This is a genomic window from Brenneria goodwinii, from assembly GCF_002291445.1.
In the GTDB taxonomy this organism is placed as follows: Bacteria; Pseudomonadota; Gammaproteobacteria; order Enterobacterales; family Enterobacteriaceae; genus Brenneria; species Brenneria goodwinii.
On the sequence record NZ_CP014137.1, the window covers coordinates 5,028,954 to 5,044,611 of the forward strand.

A 15,658-nucleotide genomic window follows, 5' to 3' on the forward strand; every position below is an offset into this window, starting at 1 on the left:
TTTCATTTTGTTAATGTAAGAGGGCATGCCATGTCTATTCAGGTTCTACCGCCGCAATTGGCTAATCAGATCGCCGCCGGAGAGGTGGTTGAGCGGCCGGCGTCGGTTGTGAAAGAGCTGGTGGAAAATAGTCTGGATGCCGGCGCAACCCGTATCGATATTGAAATAGAGCGCGGCGGCGCCAAATTGATTCGTATCCGCGACAACGGCGCAGGCATCAGCAAAGATGAACTGACGTTGGCGCTGGCGCGCCATGCGACCAGTAAAATTTCAACGCTCGACGATCTGGAAGCCATCGTCAGTCTGGGGTTTCGCGGGGAAGCGCTGGCCAGTATCAGCTCCGTTTCCCGCCTGACGCTGACGTCGCGCACCGCCCAGCAATCTGAAGCATGGCAGGCTTATGCCGAAGGGCGTGATATGTCGGTTACGGTTAAGCCTGCCGCGCACCCTGTCGGCACCACGCTGGAAGTTCTCGATCTGTTTTACAATACGCCCGCCCGGCGTAAGTTCATGCGTACGGAAAAGACCGAGTTCACGCATATTGATGAAGTGGTGCGGCGGATCGCCCTGGCGCGTTTCGACATCGCCATTACGCTGCACCATAACGGTAAGCTGATCCGGCAATACCGGCCCGCGGCCGATGCCTCCCAGCATGAACGCCGGTTGGGCAGCATCTGCGGCAGCGCTTTTTTACAGCATGCGCTGGCGGTGTCATGGCAGCATGACGATTTGACTATCCACGGCTGGGTAGCCGATCCCTCCGGGGCGAAACAACTGCCCGACATGCAATATTGCTATGTTAACCAGCGTATGATGCGCGATCGATTGATCAATCATGCGATTCGCCAGGCTTATCAGGATCAGCTTAAAGACGATCAGCAACCCGCTTATGTTCTCTATCTGGAGGTCGATCCGCATCAGGTCGATGTCAATGTGCATCCCGCCAAACATGAAGTCCGTTTTCATCAGGCGCGTCTGGTGCATGATTTTATTTATCAGGCGGTGATGACGGTATTGCAGCAGGTATCCGCGCCAAGACTGGCGATGTCGGAGCCGGGAAGCGAACAGCCTCTGCAGTGGCAGCAGGAAAACCGCACCGCGGCCGGTGAAAACCATTTCGCCCAGCCGTCCTCGTCGCCGGCGACGAAAAACGGTGGTCAGCGTAGCGGCAATGCGCGTGAGACGCCGCATCCGGGATATCCCGCCGGTGCTGGGTATCAGAAAAAACAGGGAGAACTGTATCGCAAGCTGCTGCAACCGGCAGAATTAACACCGGACGTATCCCGGCGTGCGGCGACGGAAACGGTCGTTACCCCGCCGTTGTCTGAACCTTCCGCTATCCCGCGGAGCAATACCCAGGCCGATGTCGATGCGCCGGTGGTAAAATCCGCCGCTATCCCGGAATCGCCGCTGGAGAGCAATGCCAGCGGATTTGGCCGGGTTTTAACCGTCTACCCGCCGTGCTATGCCTTGCTGGAGTATCGTAACGGTTTGGCGTTGCTGTCGCTATCCGTCGCGGAGCGTTATCTAAAACAGGTGCAGCTCACGCCTTCTGAAAATGGGCTACGCCCGCAGCCGCTGTTGATTCCTCAGCGGCTGACGCTGGATAAATCAGAACGGGCGGTACTGGCGAGATTTCAGCCGCTGTTGGCGATATTTGGCATCGATATTCATGTCGAGTCACAGCGAGCAACGTTACGCGCGGTACCTTTACCATTGCGCCAACAAAATTTACAAAACTTGATCTCTGAACTGTTAGGCTATCTGGCCGATTACCAAACGGTAGAGCCAAACGTTGTGGCCGCCTGGATGGCGACCCGGTTGAGCAGCGAGCAGGAAAGCTGGAATCATTCTCAGGCCATACAATTATTAACGGATGTAGAGCGGCTTTGCCCGCAGTGGGTAAAGGCTCCGCCGAGTGAACTTTTATATAAGATGGATATCAATACAGCCATCAAGGCTCTGAAGCATGAGTGATTTTGCAACGACGCCGCATCCGCCCGCGATTTTTATCATGGGGCCGACGGCGTCAGGGAAAACGGCGCTGGCAATGGCGTTACGTCAATATTTGCCGGTGGAGTTGATTAGCGTTGATTCCGCCCTCATCTATAAAGGAATGGATATCGGCACGGCCAAGCCCAGCGCGGACGAACTGGCTCAGGCGCCGCATCGGTTGATCGATATTATTGACCCGGCGGAATCCTATTCGGCGGCCGATTTCCGGCGGGACGCCTTGAAAGAAATGGCGCAAATCAGCGCCGCCGGGCGGATCCCGCTGCTGGTGGGCGGCACGATGCTTTACTTCAAGGCCCTGCTTGAAGGACTATCGCCCCTGCCTTCCGCTGATGCGGCGGTTCGGCAACGTATAGAAGCGCAGGCGAAAGAAGTCGGCTGGGAAGCCATGCATCGGCAATTATGCGAGATAGATCCGGTCGCCGCGATTCGGATTCATCCAAATGATCCGCAGAGACTCTCGCGGGCACTGGAAGTTTTTTTCGTTTCAGGTAACACTTTAACTGAACTGACAAAAACGGCTGGAGAGACGTTGCCTTATAACGTTCATCAGTTTGCTATTGCTCCGGCAACGCGCGAATTGCTGCATCAACGTATTGAGCTGCGTTTTCATCAGATGTTAGCGGCAGGTTTTGAGGCGGAGGCCCGGGTTCTTTTTACCCGAAATGACTTGCATAGGGACTTGCCTTCCATTCGTTGTGTCGGTTATCGCCAGATGTGGTCATATTTATCGGGTGAAATTGATTACGATGAGATGGTTTATCGGGGAATTTGTGCGACACGTCAGCTGGCCAAACGACAAATGACCTGGTTGCGTGGTTGGGACGACGTCTGTTGGCTGGACAGTGATAAGCCACTGGACGCGTTAGACAAGGTAATACAGGTTGTTAGTGCATAGGTTGGGTGATTGTGTACAATTGGTGAGTCTCAGCGCATAAATTTTTTACATCGTTATTTTAGGGCCCTATGGGTTCTTTGTTACAAACAACAAACAAATAAGGAAAATATAGAATGGCTAAGGGGCAATCTTTACAAGATCCGTTCCTGAACGCATTGCGTCGCGAACGTGTTCCGGTTTCGATTTATTTGGTGAATGGTATTAAGTTGCAGGGTCAGATTGAATCTTTCGATCAGTTTGTCATTTTGTTAAAAAATACGGTTAGCCAGATGGTGTATAAACACGCCATTTCTACAGTAGTTCCATCTCGTCCGGTGTCTCATCACAGTAATAATCCAGGCACCAGCAATTATCATGGTAGCAATCCGGCTGGACAGCAACAGCCGCAGGAAAGTGATGACGCTGAATAAGGCGTATAGTCAATTCACCATGGCGGGGGAGAAGAACTCATCATATCAATCCCCCGTTGTGGTGTTTTTTGAGCATTTGAGAGGTTACCCGCTTGTTTGACCGTTATGAAGCCGGTGAACGGGCCATACTTGTTCATATTTACTTCTCGCAAGATAAAGATACGGAAGATCTGCTGGAGTTTGAGTCTCTGGTCTCTTCTGCCGGGATTGAATCACTGCAGGTCATTACCGGCAGCCGTAAGGCTCCCCATCCCAAATATTTTGTTGGCGAAGGCAAAGCCGAAGAAATTGCTCAGGCAGTAAAAGATACTGATGCTTTTGTGGTGCTGTTTGATCACGCATTGACGCCTGCCCAGGAACGTAATCTGGAGCGCCTGTGCGAGTGCCGGGTGATTGACCGTACCGGGTTGATTCTGGATATTTTTGCCCAGCGCGCGCGTACCCACGAAGGTAAATTACAGGTAGAGCTGGCGCAGTTGCGTCATCTCGCCACGCGATTAGTTCGTGGCTGGACGCACCTTGAGCGGCAAAAAGGGGGGATCGGTTTGCGTGGCCCGGGGGAAACCCAGCTTGAAACCGACCGTCGTTTGTTGCGTAATCGTATCAGCCAGATTTTGTCCCGTCTTGAACGGGTGGAAAAACAGCGGGAACAGGGGCGCAGATCGCGAGTTCGCGCTGATGTGCCGACGGTTTCACTGGTGGGATATACCAATGCCGGGAAATCCACGCTGTTTAATAAGATAACGTCGGCGGACGTGTATGCCGCCGACCAGCTATTTGCCACGCTGGATCCAACATTGCGCCGAATTGAGGTTGATGATGTCGGTGATACGGTGTTGGCGGATACCGTAGGTTTTATCCGGCAGTTACCGCATGACCTGGTGGCTGCGTTTAAGGCTACATTACAGGAAACGCGTCAGGCTTCTCTGTTATTGCACGTTGTGGACGCCGCCGATCCTCGTCTTGATGAGAATATCGATGCGGTAGATACCGTGCTGGAAGAGATTGAAGCTGACGAAGTTCCCGTGCTGTTAGTAATGAACAAGATCGATATGCTGGAAGGTTTTGTTCCGCGTATCGATCGCAACGAAGAAAATTTACCGGTCAGAGTCTGGCTTTCAGCACAAACCGGTGAAGGTATTCCGTTGCTATTTCAAGCGCTGACTGAGCGGTTGTCTGGGGAAATCGCCCAATATTCATTGAGTCTTCCCCCTCAGGCCGGACGTTTGCGCAGCCGCTTTTACCAGCTTCAGGCAATAGAAAAAGAATGGATTGAAGATGACGGGCATATCGGTTTGGTGGTTCGTATGCCGATTGTTGATTGGCGTCGTCTCTGTAAACAAGAGCAGGAACTGACGGATTATGTTGTCTGACTGGCAAGAACGGTCTAAACGGCGAAATAGTCCGACGGACTCTGGGATATTGAACCTGAAGAACATCTATCATAAAGAATGGAGCTAAAACATGGCGTGGAATCAGCCCGGTAATAACGGACAGGACCGCGACCCGTGGGGGAGCAGCAATAACAATAGCGGCAACTCTGGCGGAAATAACAATAAAGGCGGCCGGGATCAAGGGCCACCCGATTTAGACGATATCTTCCGAAAACTGAGTAAAAAACTCGGCGATCTGGGAGGAGGAAAAGGCTCTGGTTCCAGCAGCGGCGGAACGACCGGCGGTTCTGGTCTGGGCGGCCGGCTTGTTGGCATTGTCGCGGTGGCGGCCGTCGTCATCTGGGCCGCTAGCGGCTTCTATACCATTAAGGAAGCGGAACGTGGCGTGGTGACGCGTTTTGGTAAATTCAGTCATCAGGTTGATCCCGGCCTGAACTGGAAACCAACGTTTATTGACTCCGTCAGAGCGGTTAACGTGGAGTCCGTCCGCGAGCTGGCGACGTCTGGCGTGATGCTGACTTCGGATGAGAACGTGGTCCGGGTTGAAATGAACGTCCAGTATCGTGTGACGGAGCCGGAACGTTATCTGTTCAGCGTGACCAATGCGGATGACAGCCTACGTCAGGCGACGGACAGCGCTCTGCGTGGCGTTATCGGCAAATACACCATGGATAAGATCCTGACCGAAGGCCGAACCATCGTGCGTACCGACACCCAGCGCGTGCTGGAGGAAACGGTGCGTCCGTACAACATGGGCATCACCCTGCTGGACGTGAACTTCCAGGCGGCGCGTCCGCCGGAAGAGGTGAAGGCGGCGTTTGACGACGCGATTGCCGCCCGTGAAAACGAGCAGCAATACATTCGTGAAGCGGAAGCCTACGCCAACGAGGTTCAGCCGCGCGCCAACGGTCAGGCGCAGCGTATTCTGGAAGAGGCACGCGCTTATAAAACCCGCACCGTGCTGGAAGCGCAGGGTGAAGTGGCCCGTTTCGCCAGAGTATTGCCGGAATATAAAGCCGCGCCTGAGATTACTCGTGAACGTCTATACATTGAGACGATGGAGCGAGTGTTGAGTCATACCCGTAAAGTGCTGGTTAATGACAAGGGCGGTAACCTGATGGTGCTGCCGCTGGATCAGATGCTGCGCGGGCAAGGCGCTGAGAGCGCGCCAGGCAGCAGCGGCGCCAATACGCTGCGTTTGCCGACAACGCCAAGCAGCGGCGCGGCGAGCACCAGTCAGACGCGAAGCACTAGTAATAACGGCAATATCATGGATCAGCGCAGAGCGAATGCGCAGCGTGATGACATCACTCGAGTAGGGAGAGAATAATCAATGCGTAAGCCCTTACTAATTATCCTGATCCTGGTACTGATGGCGGTCTATGCGTCACTGTTTGTGGTGCAGGAAGGCCAACGTGGCATCGTGATGCGTTTTGGCAAAGTATTACGCGATGATGAAAACAAACCGCTGATTTATTCACCGGGATTACAGGTCAAGATTCCATTCATTGATTCTGTGAAAATGTTGGATGCGCGTATCCAGACCATGGAAAATCAGGCCGATCGCTTTATTACCAAAGAGCAGAAAGACCTGATTATCGATTCCTATATCAAATGGCGCATCAGCGACTTCAGCCGTTACTATCTGGCGACCGGCGGTGGCGATGTTTCTCAGGCGGAAGTGCTGTTGAAACGTAAATTCAGCGACCGTTTGCGTTCAGAAATCGGCCGTCTGGATTTAAAAGGCATCGTTACCGATTCGCGTGGTCAGTTGATGACCGACGTGCGTGATGCGTTGAACACCGGCACCGGCGAGACAACCGAAGCGGATAACGCCATTGCTTCAGCCGCGGCGCGTGTTGAGCAGGAAACAACCGGTACTCAACCACACATCAACCCGAACAGTATGGCGGCGTTGGGGATTGAAGTGATTGACGTGCGGATTAAGCAGATTAACCTGCCGACCGAAGTGTCTGATGCCATCTACCAACGTATGCGCGCAGAGCGTGAAGCGGTAGCGCGTCGTCACCGTTCGCAAGGTCAGGAAGAAGCTGAGAAGTTAAAAGCGACGGCGGACTACGAGGTGACTCGTACGCTGGCGGAAGCCGAGCGTCAGGGCCGTATTTCTCGTGGTGAAGGCGATGCGGAAGCGGCGAAACTGTTTGCCCAGGCCTTCAGCGAAGATCCTGACTTCTACTCCTTCATTCGTAGCCTTCGTGCGTATGAAAGCAGTTTCAGCTCTAATCAGGACGTGATGGTACTGAGTCCGGACAGTGATTTCTTCCGCTACATGAAATCACCAGACACCACGCTCCGTCATTAATGGTTGCCATGCTGACTTGCTTAAAGCCCGTGAAAACGGGCTTTTTTATGACGGGCTGTCCTGCCCGTCCCCCTTCGGGCCGTCGCGGACGACGTTTAAAATCGCTCCCGGCGATTTTTTATGACGGGCTGTTATGGATAACTTAAAAAACGCGTTTGATGACAAACGCCTGATCTACAAATTCGTCATTCCCGCGCAGGCGGGAATCTTCATTTAATCAACTGGTTAGCCATCAAAAAGATCCCGCATTCGCGAGGGTGACAGCCATAAGGCTACGTTGTCGACGATCTGAAACACATCGGCGTTTTTTCTATTTGGAGTTTTGTATGAATGCAACCGTTTGGATGGCCCTGGGGCTGGTATTGGTCATCGAAGGGCTGGGGCCCTTGCTGTTTCCCCGCATCTGGCGGCGTATGATTCTGGCAATGGCGCAGTTGCCGGATAACACATTACGGCGTTTTGGCGGTGGAATAGTGGTTGCCGGATGTGTTATCTACTATATGTTGCGTAGCCGCATGGGCAGCTAATTTTCATTCAAAAAATGTGGGCAAACGTGTGCTAAAAGTACTGAAAGCGAGCAAATGAGATGTTAGAATCTTTTTTTAAGCAACCTGGTGATTCTTGAGATGGGTAAGAACGTCGTCGTACTGGGCACCCAATGGGGTGACGAAGGTAAAGGCAAGGTCGTTGACCTGCTGACTGAACGGGCTAAATATGTTGTGCGCTACCAAGGTGGCCACAATGCTGGCCATACTCTGGTTATCAACGGTGAAAAAACCGTTCTTCATTTAATTCCCTCGGGTATTTTGCATGAGAATGTCATCAGCATCATCGGTAACGGTGTGGTGTTGGCGCCTGATGCCTTTATGAAGGAAATGACGGATCTTGAAGCGCGCGGCGTCCCGGTACGCGAACGTCTGCTGCTGTCTGAAGCCTGTCCGTTGATTCTTCCTTATCATGTCGCATTGGACAACGCGCGCGAAAAAGCACGCGGCGCCAAGGCAATCGGCACGACGGGGCGCGGCATCGGTCCGGCCTACGAAGATAAAGTTGCTCGTCGCGGCCTGCGTGTTGGCGATCTGTTCGATAAACAGGCTTTTGCCGTTAAGTTGAAAGAGATCGTTGAATACCACAATTTCCAACTGGTTAACTATTACAAAGTCGAAGCGGTTGACTACCAGAAAGTGCTGGATGAAGTCCTGGCGATAGCCGATATCCTGACCGGCATGGTGGTTGACGTATCCGACCTGCTATATAAAGCCCATCAGCGTGGCGAGTTCGTCATGTTTGAAGGCGCTCAGGGTACGCTGCTGGATATCGACCACGGCACCTATCCGTATGTGACTTCTTCGAATACGACCGCGGGCGGTGTGGCGACGGGTTCCGGCCTGGGTCCTCGTTACGTTGATTACGTTCTGGGTATTGTAAAAGCCTATTCCACTCGTGTCGGCGCCGGTCCATTCCCGACAGAGCTGTTTGATGACGTTGGCGATTACCTTACTGAGAAAGGGAATGAATTCGGCGCGACTACCGGTCGTCGTCGTCGTACCGGCTGGCTTGATGCCGTTGCGGTTCGCCGTGCGGTTCAGATCAATTCCCTGTCTGGTTTCTGTATGACCAAATTGGACGTGCTGGATGGACTGAAAGAGGTCAAACTCTGCGTTGGATACCGGATGCCTGATGGCCGTGAAGTGGATACCACTCCGCTGGCCGCAGATGGCTGGGAAGGGATCGAAGCGATTTATGAAACCCTGCCGGGTTGGTCCGAAAGCACGTTTGGCGTGAAAGAACGTAGTAAGTTGCCTCAAGCCGCACTGAACTATATTAAACGTGTGGAAGAAGTGACCGGCGTTCCGGTGGATATTATTTCTACCGGCCCCGATCGTGACGAAACCATTATTCTGCGCGATCCGTTTGATGCCTGAACGGTTTTAGCCAGAGCCAATAAGCCGCTGAGCGATATTGACCGGCTGGAAAGCGAAGTATAAAAAAGGACGGGAATCCCGTCCTTTTTGCTGCCAAAGTTTTGTCACCGCCGTCATTCCTGCCGGTGCAGGAATGACGCGTTTTGCAATGAGAGCAAGAATTTATACGTTGTCCTCAGTGGCTACAAAGTTAGGGACTTTGCTGCTATTTATCCGCCGCGGTGTCTGCCAGCGCTTTATCCTTCAACGCATCCAGCAGTTTGTTGTGGATATTGCTGAATCCGCCGTTACTCATTACCAGTATGTGATCGCCCGGCTGGGCTGCTTTTACAATCATGTCGACCAGCGTGTCGATATCGGCGCTCCAGTGTGCGGGTTGCACACATGATTCAGCAACTTCGGAAACCTGCCAGGGAATATGCTGCGGCTGGAATAAGAAGACTTCATCGGCGCGCCCCAGCGACGGCGCAAGTTCGTTTTTACATACGCCCATCTTCATCGTGTTGGAGCGTGGCTCAAGCACCGCCAGAATGCGGGCGGTTCCCCCCACTTTGCCGCGCAGCGCCGCCAATGTCGCCAGGATCGCCGTAGGGTGGTGGGCGAAATCATCATAAACATTTACGCCATGCGCCGTACCGCGTAATTCAAGACGACGGCGGGCATTAACAAAGCCGCCCAACGCGCGGCAGGCTTCGGCGGGAAGAATGCCGACGTGATGCGCGGCGGCAATGGCCATTAACCCGTTATGCATGTTGTGTTCGCCGACCAGGTTCCAGTGCACCTCGCCGACCGGTTCGCCATGCAGATAAACCTGATATTCGCTGGCATCCGTCGAGATTTTTTTCGCATTCCAGACGCCGTCTTCGCCTACCAGTTCCTGTTCGCTCCAACATCCCATCGCCATCGTCTGCTTGAGATGAATATCGTTGTCGGGCAGGATGATTTTCCCGCTGCCGGGAACCAGACGCACCAGATGATGGAACTGTTTCTGGATGGCTTTCAGGTCGTCAAAGATATCGGCATGATCGAATTCGAGGTTATTGAGAATCAGCGTGCGCGGGCAATAGTGAACGAATTTGGAACGCTTATCAAAAAAGGCGCAGTCATACTCATCCGCTTCAATCACCATGAACGGGCTATCGCCTAAACGCGCCGAGACGGTAAAGTTCCCCGGTACGCCGCCAATGACGAAACCGGGCTTGTAACCGCAATCTTCCAGAATCCAGGTAACCATTCCCGCCGTCGTGGTTTTACCGTGCGTACCGGCAACGGCAATCACCCAGCGATCGCGCAAGACATAATCATGCAGCCACTGCGGACCGGAGATATAGGGAAGCCCTTGTTCCAGCATGGCTTCGACGCAAGGGTTTCCGCGTGTCATCGCATTGCCGACAATAACCAGATCGGGAGGGGGTTCTAACTGGGCGGGATCGTATCCTTGAATCAGCGTAATTCCCTGTTCTTCCAGTAAGGTACTCATGGGGGGATAAACGTTTGCATCTGAACCGGTGACCTGATGCCCTAATGAACGAGCCAACAACGCCAGCCCCCCCATAAAGGTACCGCAGATACCTAAAATGTGAATACGCATACAGTTTCCATCTATACAGTGAGTCTGCGCACATTCTAACCCTATGAAACCATCATAAGAAACGGATTTGACTAGGTACTCACTTTCTCTTTGGGCTACACTGCATTCGCAAACGTTGGCGGTGAATAAATGAAACCGCTTTTCATCCGTAGACTCTGGAATAGTGTTATGAAAACGTTAGGCGAATTTATCGTCGAAAAACAGCACGATTTCTCTCATGCCACCGGTGAGCTTACCGCGCTGCTATCAGCGATTAAACTGGGCGCCAAAATTATCCATCGCGATATCAACAAGGCGGGCCTGGTCGATATTTTAGGCACCAGCGGTATTTCCAATATTCAGGGCGAAGTACAGATGAAGCTTGATCTGTACGCCAATGAAAAATTGAAAGCCGCTTTAAAAGCGCGTGGTGAAGTTGCAGGTATTGCCTCTGAAGAAGAGGATGAAATAGTTATCTTTGACGGCGAACGGGCTGAAAACGCTAAATATGTCGTTTTGATGGATCCGCTGGACGGCTCCTCCAACATTGATGTTAACGTATCCGTCGGCACGATATTCTCTATTTACCGACGCATCACCCCGCTGGGGGTCCCGGTAACGGAAGAAGACTTCCTGCAACCGGGTAACAAGCAGGTTGCCGCTGGTTATATCGTTTATGGCTCCTCCACCATGCTGGTGTATACCACGGGTCACGGCGTGCATGCCTTTACCTACGATCCGTCCCTCGGTGTATTCTGCCTGTCTCATGAAAAGGTTCGTTTCCCGGAAAAAGGGAATATGTATTCCATCAACGAAGGAAACTACATCAAGTTTCCCATGGGGGTGAAGAAATACATTAAATACTGTCAGGAACAGGACGAAACGACGCTGCGTCCTTATACCTCGCGTTATATCGGTTCACTGGTTGCCGATTTCCATCGTAACCTGCTGAAAGGCGGCATTTATCTCTACCCAAGCACGGCCAGTTATCCGAAAGGCAAACTGCGTCTGCTATACGAATGCAATCCGATGGCGTTTCTGGCGGAGCAGGCCGGGGGGAAAGCCAGCGACGGTAAAAACCGCATTCTGGACATTGCCCCAGAGAAGCTGCACCAGCGTTCGCCTTTCTTTGTGGGAACCGAAGCGATGGTCAATGACGTTGAGCGTTTTATCCGCGAATACCCGGATGAGTAACTTGATGTTGGCTACCTGAGTAATACGGCAGTGTGCCTCGCAGCCGGAGGCGCACCGCTGATAAGTCCCTTCTACTGGCTGTGCTCAAACCAGCTTTCCAGAATAATGACGGCTGATGCCGCATCGACGCTGCCTTTATCCAGCGCCCGAAAGCCGCCGCGTTCAAATAGGTCGGCGCGGGCTTCTACCGTGCTCAGGCGCTCGTCATGCAACGCGATCTGCACGCCAAAGCGGCCATGCAGTCGATTGGCGAATTTACGCGCTCTGGCGGTAAGCGGCTGTTCTGTGCCATCCATATTAAGCGGCAGTCCTACCACGACCAGCGCCGGCTGCCATTCAGACAGTATCTTTCCCACTTGTTGCCAGTCAGGGATACCGTCCTGGGCTTTAAACGACGTTAACGGGCGAGCCGTACGCGTTATCTCCTGACCGATGGCGACCCCGATGCTTTTGGTGCCGAAATCAAAAGCCAGAATGGTACGGTTTGCCATCAAGCGTGTCCTGCTTCCGTCGCGATATTATGGATATCTACGCCCAGTTTTTTGGCCGCCGCCCGCCAGCGTTCGGCAATCGGCGTATTGAACAGAATATCTTTATCCGCCGGCGTAGTGAGCCAGGTATTGTCCAACAATTCGTCTTCGAGCTGGCCCTCTTCCCAGGCGGAATAGCCCAGCGCCACCAGCATGTTTTCCGGTTGGTCCGCGGTTCCCAATGTTTCCAGCACGTCTTTCGACGTGGTGATCATGGTGTCCTCGGAAATGCTGATGCTGGAGCCGAAACCAGAGCGCGGCGTATGCAGAATGAATCCGCGATCGTCAGCCAGCGGTCCGCCAGAAAAAACCGGCTTGTCCAGGTTGATTGACGGATCCCGCGGGGTTGGATTGATCTTTAGCTTTTTCAGCACATTTTCCACAGTAAACTGCTCCATGGGCTTGTTGATGATCAACCCCATAGCGCCGTCTTCGTTATGTTCGCAGATGTAGACCACCGAACGCTTAAATACCGGATCCTGGAGTGCTGGCATAGCAATGAGAAAGTGATGCTGTAAATTCATCGTATTTTTATCGATCTCTGTCGGCGTTGGATGATCGGCTTGTCAAAAAGCACGAGCCGGGCGTTCATGCGTCACGGTTGAAAAAATATCCTCCGCGAACGCATTAGCTGTTACGCGCAGCCAGACGTCTCTTAATCGCATCCATCAACATGCCGGTGATGGAGATATCCGGATAGGCGGCTTCAATCTCACGTACGCAGGTTGGGCTAGTGACGTTGATTTCAGTTAAACGATCGCCAATGATATCCAGGCCGACGAAAATCAGCCCCTTCTGCTTCAGCGTGGGAGCAATCTCGTTGGCAATCTGCCAGTCGCTATCGCTTAGCGGGCGGGCTTCCCCTCGTCCGCCGGCCGCTAGGTTGCCGCGCGTTTCTCCACTTTTGGGAATACGGGCCAGGCAGTAGGGAACGGGTTCGCCGTCAATCACCAGCACGCGTTTATCGCCTTCTTTAATCGCGGGCAGATAGTTTTGCGCCATGCAATAACGGCTGGCATTTTCGGTCAGCGTTTCAATAATAACAGAGACGTTGGCGTCATCCTGTTTCAATCGAAAAATAGAGGTGCCCCCCATGCCATCCAGCGGTTTCAGAATGACATCGCCATGTTTCTGATGGAATTGGCGTAGTTTATCCGCGCTGCGGGTAACCAGGGTGTCCGGCGTCAGGTGCGGGAACCAGGCGGTAAACAGTTTTTCGTTGCAGTCGCGCAGGCTCTGCGGCTTATTGACGATCAGCGTTCCTTTCTCTTCCGCACGCTCCAGAATATAGGTGGCGTAAATGAACTCCGTATCGAACGGCGGATCCTTACGCATCAAAATAACATCCAGCTCTTCCAGCGCGATGTCCTGCTCCCCGGAGAAATCATACCAGCCATCATAGTCGTACTGTACGTTCAGGCGGCGGGTGGTGGCGCGGGCGGCGCCGGAGTGAAGATAGAGATCGTTCATCTCCATGTAATGCAATTCCCAACCACGACGCTGTGCTTCCAGCAACATGGCGAAGCTGGTGTCTTTCTTGATATTGATGGCGTCGATAGGATCCATCACGATACCGAGTTTGATCATTATTTTCTCCTTTACCCCAGATCGCCGAAACGTACCTGTAAGGCAGTAATTGCGGTGAGCGCTGTGGTTTCTGTACGCAATACGCGTGGCCCCAAAAGGATATCGGTAAATCCGTATTCTGAGGTCATCGAAATTTCATTGGAGGAAAGGCCTCCCTCTGGGCCAATCAACAACCGAACCTGATTTACCGGCAACGGCAAGGTATTAATGCTCTGCGTGGCGCGTGGATGCAGGTTGAGTTTTAACGCCGAATCCTGTTCGGCGCACCAGCTTTCCAACGTCATGGCCGGCCGCACTTCCGGCAGGCGGTTGCGGCCGCACTGTTCACAGGCGGCTATGGCGATTTTCCGCCATTGACCAATCTTCTTCTCCAGACGGTCCGCGTCTAATTTTACACCGCAGCGTTCAGAAAGCAGAGGCGTAATAATATTCACGCCCAGTTCAATGGACTTCTGAATGGTGAATTCCATTTTTTCGCCGCGGGACATGACTTGCCCAAGATGCAGATGCAACGGCGACTCTCTGTCTTCCAACTTACCTTCTGTGAAGCGGACGCGCACACTTTTTTTGTCTGCCTGAACAATTTCGGCGTCAAAGATGTAATTACTGCCGTCAAATAGTTGTAGCGGCTGGCCGCTATTCATCCGCAGAACACGCCCAACATGGTTGGCCGCCTCTTCACTCAGTTCAACTTCACCACCGGCGGGCGGCAGCGTTTCGGGATGAAAAATGCGCGGTATTCGCATACTGATGTTCTGACCTTATGAATAATGATTCGAGTTGGGCAGGGTATCGTCCGTGATAGGGAAACGGTAACGCCGCCACACTGTTCTGATTCGTCATTCCTGCGCTGGCAGGGAGCTTTTGATATCCCTATGACCGCTTCCCAGCTACCCGCTCCAGCCATAAGCCTATGTAAAAACACCAAGCGTATTTTTGTGCGCAAGAATGGCGTAGCGATAGACAGTCATTACCTTGTCACCGCCTTCCTGGCGGTGATTTTACGGGTAAATCGTTATAGTAGGTGGAGCGATTATTGCTGGCAAGCCCGTTGAACATAAGGGTTGTGATTCCCTTGTTTCGCGGCGATGCGCTGGTCGCGGGTACATTCCCATTGCGTGACGGGGAATTGTTTATCCCAGACTTCAAACAGTTGCGTTTGCTGTCTGGACAGGCGCAACTGATAGCGATCCCGCATATAAAAGTAGGTACGGGCGATGGCTCCGCGGGCGCGGGCTGGCGGTTCGGCCAGCTTGTTTTTGAAATCGATCTTCATTTCACACTGGCCGTACGCGGATTGTCCGCCGTTCCATTGGCCGTACATGAAATTACCACGATCGGCATTGACCTCGCCGATGGCGGGTTGCAGATTATGCAAGTCGGTTTCCATCTCACGGTATACCGGATCTCTACTGCAATTCTTTCTGCCGCCCTGTTGCCAGCACTGGCGCTGATGGCCGAACTGCCAGGCGGGGACGACGTGTTCCCATTCAATACGGTTGGCGCGCAGTTCGCTTTTTCTTACCTGATAGCCGCAGGATGCGAGGTCAGGGATGCCTTTTTTCCCCTGCCATGTGATTTCACAACCGCAATAAAACGTTCCCGGCGCGCCCTGATTGACTTCGACAGCGGCGGCTTTTGCCTGAGTGAAGTTATTAATCTTTTGGCTAAAGGCGGTGGCGGAAACCAGACCAAGCGCAATCGATGCGATAGCGAGTGTTTTGCGTAGCATATTCCAAAATACTCCACGGGCAATAAATCAGGCAGACTACCGGATGTTACTTCGGCAGGCAAATGCAAAAGTTGGTTTTTTT

The 15,658-nt window shown here is 52.9% G+C and carries 15 protein-coding genes; 9 read left to right on the forward strand and 6 right to left on the reverse strand.

Annotation, left to right across the window (positions count from 1 at the left end):
• The first annotated feature begins 30 nt into the window (after positions 1 to 30).
• The 8 genes from mutL (at position 31) to ACN28R_RS22295 (ending at position 8,963) form a co-directional block, all read left to right on the forward strand.
• A complete protein-coding gene (gene mutL, locus ACN28R_RS22260; RefSeq protein ID WP_095835504.1) occupies positions 31 to 1,977 on the forward strand; it encodes a DNA mismatch repair endonuclease MutL in 1,947 nt (648 codons plus the stop codon).
• Positions 1,970 to 2,911, forward strand: coding sequence for a tRNA (adenosine(37)-N6)-dimethylallyltransferase MiaA (gene miaA / locus ACN28R_RS22265; protein WP_048637379.1), 942 nt, complete (start codon positions 1,970 to 1,972; stop codon positions 2,909 to 2,911). Before mutL ends, miaA begins: the two co-directional genes overlap by 8 nt.
• A gap of 113 nt (positions 2,912 to 3,024) precedes the next feature.
• On the forward strand, positions 3,025 to 3,321 hold the full coding sequence (hfq, locus tag ACN28R_RS22270; RefSeq protein ID WP_048637380.1) for an RNA chaperone Hfq: 297 nt from the start codon (positions 3,025 to 3,027) through the stop codon (positions 3,319 to 3,321).
• Positions 3,322 to 3,413: 92 nt separating this feature from the next.
• A complete protein-coding gene (hflX, locus tag ACN28R_RS22275) occupies positions 3,414 to 4,694 on the forward strand; it encodes a ribosome rescue GTPase HflX (RefSeq protein ID WP_095835505.1) in 1,281 nt (426 codons plus the stop codon).
• Positions 4,695 to 4,785: 91 nt separating this feature from the next.
• Complete coding sequence (gene hflK, locus ACN28R_RS22280) at positions 4,786 to 6,045, forward strand: FtsH protease activity modulator HflK (RefSeq protein ID WP_095835506.1); 1,260 nt, start codon at positions 4,786 to 4,788, stop codon at positions 6,043 to 6,045.
• 3 nt (positions 6,046 to 6,048) lie between these two features.
• Positions 6,049 to 7,038: a protease modulator HflC gene (gene hflC, locus ACN28R_RS22285; RefSeq protein WP_048637383.1), complete on the forward strand. Its 990-nt coding sequence runs from the start codon at positions 6,049 to 6,051 to the stop codon at positions 7,036 to 7,038.
• A 326-nt stretch (positions 7,039 to 7,364) separates the two neighbouring features.
• Positions 7,365 to 7,565, forward strand: coding sequence for a DUF2065 domain-containing protein (locus ACN28R_RS22290; protein WP_048637384.1), 201 nt, complete (start codon positions 7,365 to 7,367; stop codon positions 7,563 to 7,565).
• A gap of 99 nt (positions 7,566 to 7,664) precedes the next feature.
• Positions 7,665 to 8,963 carry an adenylosuccinate synthase gene (locus ACN28R_RS22295; protein WP_048637385.1) on the forward strand — a complete coding sequence of 433 codons (1,299 nt, stop codon included), beginning with the start codon at positions 7,665 to 7,667 and terminating at the stop codon, positions 8,961 to 8,963.
• 205 nt (positions 8,964 to 9,168) lie between these two features.
• Here ACN28R_RS22295 and mpl read toward each other — a convergent pair whose 3' ends face one another.
• A complete protein-coding gene (gene mpl / locus ACN28R_RS22300; protein ID WP_095835507.1) occupies positions 9,169 to 10,554 on the reverse strand; it encodes a UDP-N-acetylmuramate:L-alanyl-gamma-D-glutamyl-meso-diaminopimelate ligase in 1,386 nt (461 codons plus the stop codon).
• A 168-nt stretch (positions 10,555 to 10,722) separates the two neighbouring features.
• Between mpl and fbp the strand changes: the two genes are divergently transcribed.
• Positions 10,723 to 11,727: a class 1 fructose-bisphosphatase gene (fbp, locus tag ACN28R_RS22305; protein WP_095835508.1), complete on the forward strand. Its 1,005-nt coding sequence runs from the start codon at positions 10,723 to 10,725 to the stop codon at positions 11,725 to 11,727.
• A 71-nt stretch (positions 11,728 to 11,798) separates the two neighbouring features.
• Here fbp and ruvX read toward each other — a convergent pair whose 3' ends face one another.
• The 5 genes from ruvX to endA all read right to left on the reverse strand — a co-directional run bounded on the left by ruvX (position 11,799) and on the right by endA (position 15,576).
• Positions 11,799 to 12,218, reverse strand: a complete 420-nt coding sequence (gene ruvX, locus ACN28R_RS22310) for a Holliday junction resolvase RuvX (protein ID WP_048637388.1) — start codon at positions 12,216 to 12,218, stop codon at positions 11,799 to 11,801.
• Complete coding sequence (locus tag ACN28R_RS22315; protein ID WP_048637389.1) at positions 12,218 to 12,781, reverse strand: YqgE/AlgH family protein; 564 nt, start codon at positions 12,779 to 12,781, stop codon at positions 12,218 to 12,220. Before ACN28R_RS22315 ends, ruvX begins: the two co-directional genes overlap by 1 nt.
• Before the next feature lie 103 nt (positions 12,782 to 12,884).
• Positions 12,885 to 13,844 carry a glutathione synthase gene (gene gshB / locus ACN28R_RS22320; RefSeq protein WP_048637390.1) on the reverse strand — a complete coding sequence of 320 codons (960 nt, stop codon included), beginning with the start codon at positions 13,842 to 13,844 and terminating at the stop codon, positions 12,885 to 12,887.
• A gap of 11 nt (positions 13,845 to 13,855) precedes the next feature.
• Positions 13,856 to 14,590, reverse strand: a complete 735-nt coding sequence (gene rsmE / locus ACN28R_RS22325; protein ID WP_048637391.1) for a 16S rRNA (uracil(1498)-N(3))-methyltransferase — start codon at positions 14,588 to 14,590, stop codon at positions 13,856 to 13,858.
• Positions 14,591 to 14,877: 287 nt separating this feature from the next.
• A complete protein-coding gene (gene endA / locus ACN28R_RS22330) occupies positions 14,878 to 15,576 on the reverse strand; it encodes a deoxyribonuclease I (RefSeq protein ID WP_095835509.1) in 699 nt (232 codons plus the stop codon).
• Positions 15,577 to 15,658 lie beyond the last annotated feature (82 nt).

Excerpts from the sequence above, each read along its gene's own strand:
- rsmE (WP_048637391.1), bottom strand. The coding sequence starts at position 14,590 with ATGCGAATACCGCGCATTTTTCATCCCGAAACGCTGCCGCCCGCCGGT.
- hfq (WP_048637380.1), top strand. The coding sequence starts at position 3,025 with ATGGCTAAGGGGCAATCTTTACAAGATCCGTTCCTGAACGCATTGCGT.
- gshB (WP_048637390.1), bottom strand. The coding sequence starts at position 13,844 with ATGATCAAACTCGGTATCGTGATGGATCCTATCGACGCCATCAATATC.
- ACN28R_RS22290 (WP_048637384.1), top strand. The coding sequence starts at position 7,365 with ATGAATGCAACCGTTTGGATGGCCCTGGGGCTGGTATTGGTCATCGAA.
- ACN28R_RS22295 (WP_048637385.1), top strand. The coding sequence starts at position 7,665 with ATGGGTAAGAACGTCGTCGTACTGGGCACCCAATGGGGTGACGAAGGT.
- mutL (WP_095835504.1), top strand. The coding sequence starts at position 31 with ATGTCTATTCAGGTTCTACCGCCGCAATTGGCTAATCAGATCGCCGCC.
- ACN28R_RS22315 (WP_048637389.1), bottom strand. The coding sequence starts at position 12,781 with ATGAATTTACAGCATCACTTTCTCATTGCTATGCCAGCACTCCAGGAT.
- hflK (WP_095835506.1), top strand. The coding sequence starts at position 4,786 with ATGGCGTGGAATCAGCCCGGTAATAACGGACAGGACCGCGACCCGTGG.
- endA (WP_095835509.1), bottom strand. The coding sequence starts at position 15,576 with ATGCTACGCAAAACACTCGCTATCGCATCGATTGCGCTTGGTCTGGTT.
- ruvX (WP_048637388.1), bottom strand. The coding sequence starts at position 12,218 with ATGGCAAACCGTACCATTCTGGCTTTTGATTTCGGCACCAAAAGCATC.
- miaA (WP_048637379.1), top strand. The coding sequence starts at position 1,970 with ATGAGTGATTTTGCAACGACGCCGCATCCGCCCGCGATTTTTATCATG.
- fbp (WP_095835508.1), top strand. The coding sequence starts at position 10,723 with ATGAAAACGTTAGGCGAATTTATCGTCGAAAAACAGCACGATTTCTCT.
- hflC (WP_048637383.1), top strand. The coding sequence starts at position 6,049 with ATGCGTAAGCCCTTACTAATTATCCTGATCCTGGTACTGATGGCGGTC.
- mpl (WP_095835507.1), bottom strand. The coding sequence starts at position 10,554 with ATGCGTATTCACATTTTAGGTATCTGCGGTACCTTTATGGGGGGGCTG.